Source organism: Paenibacillus sp. P4_E11, assembly GCF_056401635.1.
Map to the genome: position 1 here is coordinate 1 of NZ_JBFUIX010000220.1, position 4228 is coordinate 4228.

Genomic DNA, 4228 nt, shown 5'->3' on the forward strand with positions numbered 1-4228 from the left:
GTCTACGCACAACCTCAATCGCTAATGTAGTCTTCCCGCTGTTGGAATACCCCACGAATCCGATGAGGGCAGGTTTCTTCTTAGTCATCCTATTACTGTTCATTGTTATTCTCACCATCCTCCTGAGGCATACGAAAATGATCCATCTGCAGGGAGGTTCCTCGTACTTTATGGTTACGAATTAAGGAAGATGGATCATCTCCTAGCATGCCTGCCGTCAGGATGGCGCTCTCCCCATATTTATCCCGAATCCGATCCATCGCCTGATTCAGCTGTTCCTTGCGCGGATGTTCCTTATAATCGAACAAATCCAGCTGTATGGCAGCCGATTGCTTCGGCTGCAGGCTTTGCAGTGTAATGCCTAGCAAGCGCACCGGCTTGTCATCCTTCCAGTGCTTCACGAACAAGCTGCAAGACGTCTTATGAATATCATCGGCGTTCTCGGTCGGGGTCGACATTGTGAAAGAACGGGTAATCGTCTTCATCGATGGATCCCGAATCGTGATTTGAATCGTACTCGTTACCATATGCTGCCGCCTAAGTCGTCGTGCGACTTGATCAGCCAAATTCAAGAATACCCGGGATACATCAGAGAATGACGTCACGTTATGTGGCAATGTCGTCGTATGTCCGATCGACTTGCTCGGCTCGCGGTCTTCCAACACTGGTGACTCATCGATACCGTTCGCCGCCTGCTTCAGCCACGATCCGTTCACTCCGAACTCGCGAATGAGGAACGATTCGTCGTAGGCCGCCAGTTCCCCAATCGTGCGAATGTTCAACTTCGCCAGCTTCTCGGCAGTTCGACTGCCGATTCCGTACATGTAGGAGCAAGGCTGGTCCCACAGTAACTGAGGAACATCCCGTTTGCGTAGCACAGTAAGACCATTCGGCTTTTTCATATCAGAAGCCATCTTGGCGAGCAGCTTATTAGGCGCCACACCGATCGAACACGGGAGATGGAGCTCTTCCATGATCCGGAATTGGATCCGTGATGCGATCTCAAGAGGCGTGCCGAATTGACTGGAGCCTGTGATATCCACGAAGCATTCGTCGATCGACATGGCCTGCATCAGCGGAGAATACTCGTATGCTATGTTCATAAACCGTCGGGAAAACTGACGATAAAGGTCGAAATCCGGCTGGAGCAGAATCAGATTCGGGATCAACTTAAGCGCTTGCCTGACTTGCATGCCCGTCTTAACGCCTTTCGCCCTAGCTGCATAAGAAGAAGTAACGATGATCCCCTTGCGAAGCTCGACACTGCCTGATACCGCAATGGCCTTACCTTTGTACAGGTCCGGTTCAACAGCTTCATGTACAGAGCAATAAAAAGCATTCATATCTATATGAAGGATGACCCGGCCATTCTTAGGGTAATGTTCATTCCGGTTGTTCATACCGATTGAAATGACCTCCATAGCTGGTTTTCATGTCCAAGCCTTCGACTTCACACAGTAGCCTCGGATCATGCAGATTGTACAACATCAGCATACCGTTCCGCTTCAGACCGGTCAAGTCAGAACGTCGGTAAAACAGCTTCTGGAATGGAGTGGGATCGACGAAATTATAGTCAACAAATGAGCCGAAAAATGTTATAATTGAAGGATGAATGTTTGAGGAGGAAGCCCTATGTCAAGCTTAGTCAGTATATTCGACACCACCTTGCGGGACGGAACGCAAGGCGAAGGAATCAGCTTATCCGTAGATGACAAGTTAAAAATCGCCCAGAAGCTCGATCAGTTGGGCGTCCATTATATTGAAGGCGGATGGCCAGGAAGCAACAGCAAGGACATTGAGTTTTTTCATCGCGCCAAGGAACTGAAGCTCGTCCATGCGAAGATTACAGCGTTCGGCAGTACACGTCGCAAGGATTCCAAGGCGGAGTCCGATATGAACTTGAATCGATTGGTCGAAGCTGGTGTGAGCGTAGCGTCCATATTCGGGAAATCATGGGATTTTCACGTGCACACTGCGATTCAAACTACATTGGAAGAAAACCTTGCGATGATCTATGACTCCGTCCGATATTTGAAAAGCAAAGGGATGGAAGTTATCTACTTGGGTGAGCATTTCTTCGACGGCTACAAGAACAATGCAGATTATGCCTTACAAACGATTCAGAAAGCAGAAGAGGCTGGGGCAGATTGGATCGTTCTGTGCGACACGAATGGCGGCTCCTTGCCGGGAGAAGTGTCCGAGATCGTATCGAACGTAACCCAGCGCGTGAAGGCACCAATCGGTATTCACGCTCACAACGATTGCGAGCTCGGGGTTGCCAACAGTATCGCAGCGGTACAAGCTGGTGCGAGACAAGTACAAGGGACGATCAACGGCTTCGGCGAGCGCTGTGGCAATGCCAACCTCTGCTCGGTCATTCCGAATCTGCAATTGAAGCTAAATTACAGCTGCATCACTTCCGAACAATTGCAGAACCTGACTTCCGTTGCGCGTTACGTAAGCGAAATTGCCAACGTCAATATGCCGGTGAACCAACCTTTCGTAGGTGCGGCAGCTTTTGCCCATAAGGGCGGTATTCATGTCTCCGCCATCTTGAAGCACCCTAAGACTTACGAGCACATCACACCTGAGCTTGTAGGGAATAAGCAACGTGTCTTGGTTTCAGAATTGGCTGGTCAGAGCAACTTGATGGTTAAGGCTCAAGAGTTGAACCTCGATCTGAACAAGCAGCATACGCAGACACGTGACATCATCGAGAAAATCAAGGAGCTGGAACATCGCGGTTATCAGTTCGAAGGTGCAGATGCCTCATTAGAGCTCCTGCTACGCCGAGCATTCGAAGATATTAAGGAAGCATTCACCGTGGAATCATTCAAACTCCTGGTAGAGAAATCTGCTGGTAATGCGGTCGCTTCGGAAGCGATTGTCAAGCTGAAGGTTCATGGCGAAACGGTATACACGGCAGCTGAAGGGAACGGTCCCGTCAATGCGCTTGACAACGCACTACGTAAGGCATTAGTCCAATTTTATCCGGATATTAAGCAAATGCACCTTACTGACTACAAAGTTCGGGTGCTTGATGAGAAGGATGCTACGGCAGCCAAAGTTCGGGTGTTGATCGAGACGACTGACTTCAAGAACACATGGAACACCGTCGGGGTTTCCGAGAACGTCATCGAAGCGAGCTGGGAAGCGCTTGTAGATAGTATTCAATATTCCCTGATCGGTAAGATTCACGTTGAAGGCGATACGAAACCAGAAGAGACAGTCGGCATCATCAACCATTAATCATAACTTGCATAACAAAACCACCGATCGAGTTGCCCACAGCAGCCCAAATCGGTGGTTTTGTGTTGGATTACCCTTCCAGCTTCTTCACGAGCTCCTTGATGCGTTTCTCCAGCTCATCCGGATTCAACAAGTTGAACGCATCGGTGATGACTCCTTCGGGATTCACAAGAAATGTCGTCGGCAACCCGCGGATGCGGTACACATCTGCAGCTGCACCATCTGTATCAAGCAGTACCGGGAAGTCGAACTGATGGAACTTGACGAACGACTTCACATTGTCCATTCGATCCTGTGCGGTTACATTGACGGCATAGACGTCCAAACTATCTTTATATTTATCCGCCAGTCTCTTCAAATCAGGCGCTTCCACCTCACACGGCCCACACCAGGACGCCCAAAAGTTGATGAGCAGCACTTTATTGCGCGCACCTCCAACCTCGTATGATTGCCCGTCCAATCCCGCAAGAGAAAACGAAGGAGCCAAGTAATTCGGCTTCGGTGCCGTCTCACTCGGGAGTGAGACTTCCTTGTCCGCCACAGCCATATTCTGATATATCGCAAACCCCGCCAGTACCAATACCAATGCAATTACGATCAAGTTCCTTTTGTTCTTCATATGTCTGCTCATCCTTTATATATGATTGTAAGTGGCAAATTCGCACACAGTAAGGCGCATACAGCCCAACTAGTGGCCGCAACTTAGCCTGTAAGACGATTTTTTCGGCTGCCGATTAACTGTTGATAGAAGCAAAACACGGCCGTTCCAAGTGAAAAAGGACCCCTTTTAGCTCAAACATCTTGTTTGAACCTCCCTGATTGTATAAGGGATTAAGTGGTATGGAGGGTCAAGCCAAAACTCGCCGGGGTCCTCTATTTCACTTTCCACTCCTCGTGTCCACAGTTAATCGACAGCCACTTTTTTCGGCTTACAGCCCTGACAGCGGGCGTATCAAAACGCATCGCTTTGCTCTTGCCC

Annotated in this window: 3 protein-coding genes; 1 reads left to right on the forward strand and 2 read right to left on the reverse strand. The window is 49.3% G+C overall.

The genetic code is table 11. The annotated features are described in order from the left end of the window. Positions 1-92 precede the first annotated feature (92 nt). The gene (locus tag AC1DWB_RS31620) at positions 93-1400 is read right to left on the reverse strand and encodes a DNA polymerase IV (RefSeq protein ID WP_477545067.1); all 1308 of its coding nucleotides are present in this window, start codon (positions 1398-1400) and stop codon (positions 93-95) included. Between the two features lie 232 nt (positions 1401-1632). On the opposite strand from AC1DWB_RS31620, the gene cimA reads away from it, so the two are divergent. Further along, a complete protein-coding gene (gene cimA, locus AC1DWB_RS31625) occupies positions 1633-3249 on the forward strand; it encodes a citramalate synthase (protein WP_477545068.1) in 1617 nt (538 codons plus the stop codon). 70 nt (positions 3250-3319) lie between these two features. On the opposite strand, the gene AC1DWB_RS31630 is transcribed toward cimA, so the two are convergent. After that, positions 3320-3868, reverse strand: coding sequence for a TlpA family protein disulfide reductase (locus AC1DWB_RS31630; RefSeq protein ID WP_477545069.1), 549 nt, complete (start codon positions 3866-3868; stop codon positions 3320-3322). Positions 3869-4228: the final 360 nt, after the last annotated feature.

Bases quoted from the DNA above. Each gene is read 5' to 3' on its own strand.
- AC1DWB_RS31620 (WP_477545067.1), bottom strand. From the start codon at position 1,400: ATGAACAACCGGAATGAACATTACCCTAAGAATGGCCGGGTCATCCTT.
- cimA (WP_477545068.1), top strand. From the start codon at position 1,633: ATGTCAAGCTTAGTCAGTATATTCGACACCACCTTGCGGGACGGAACG.
- AC1DWB_RS31630 (WP_477545069.1), bottom strand. From the start codon at position 3,868: ATGAAGAACAAAAGGAACTTGATCGTAATTGCATTGGTATTGGTACTG.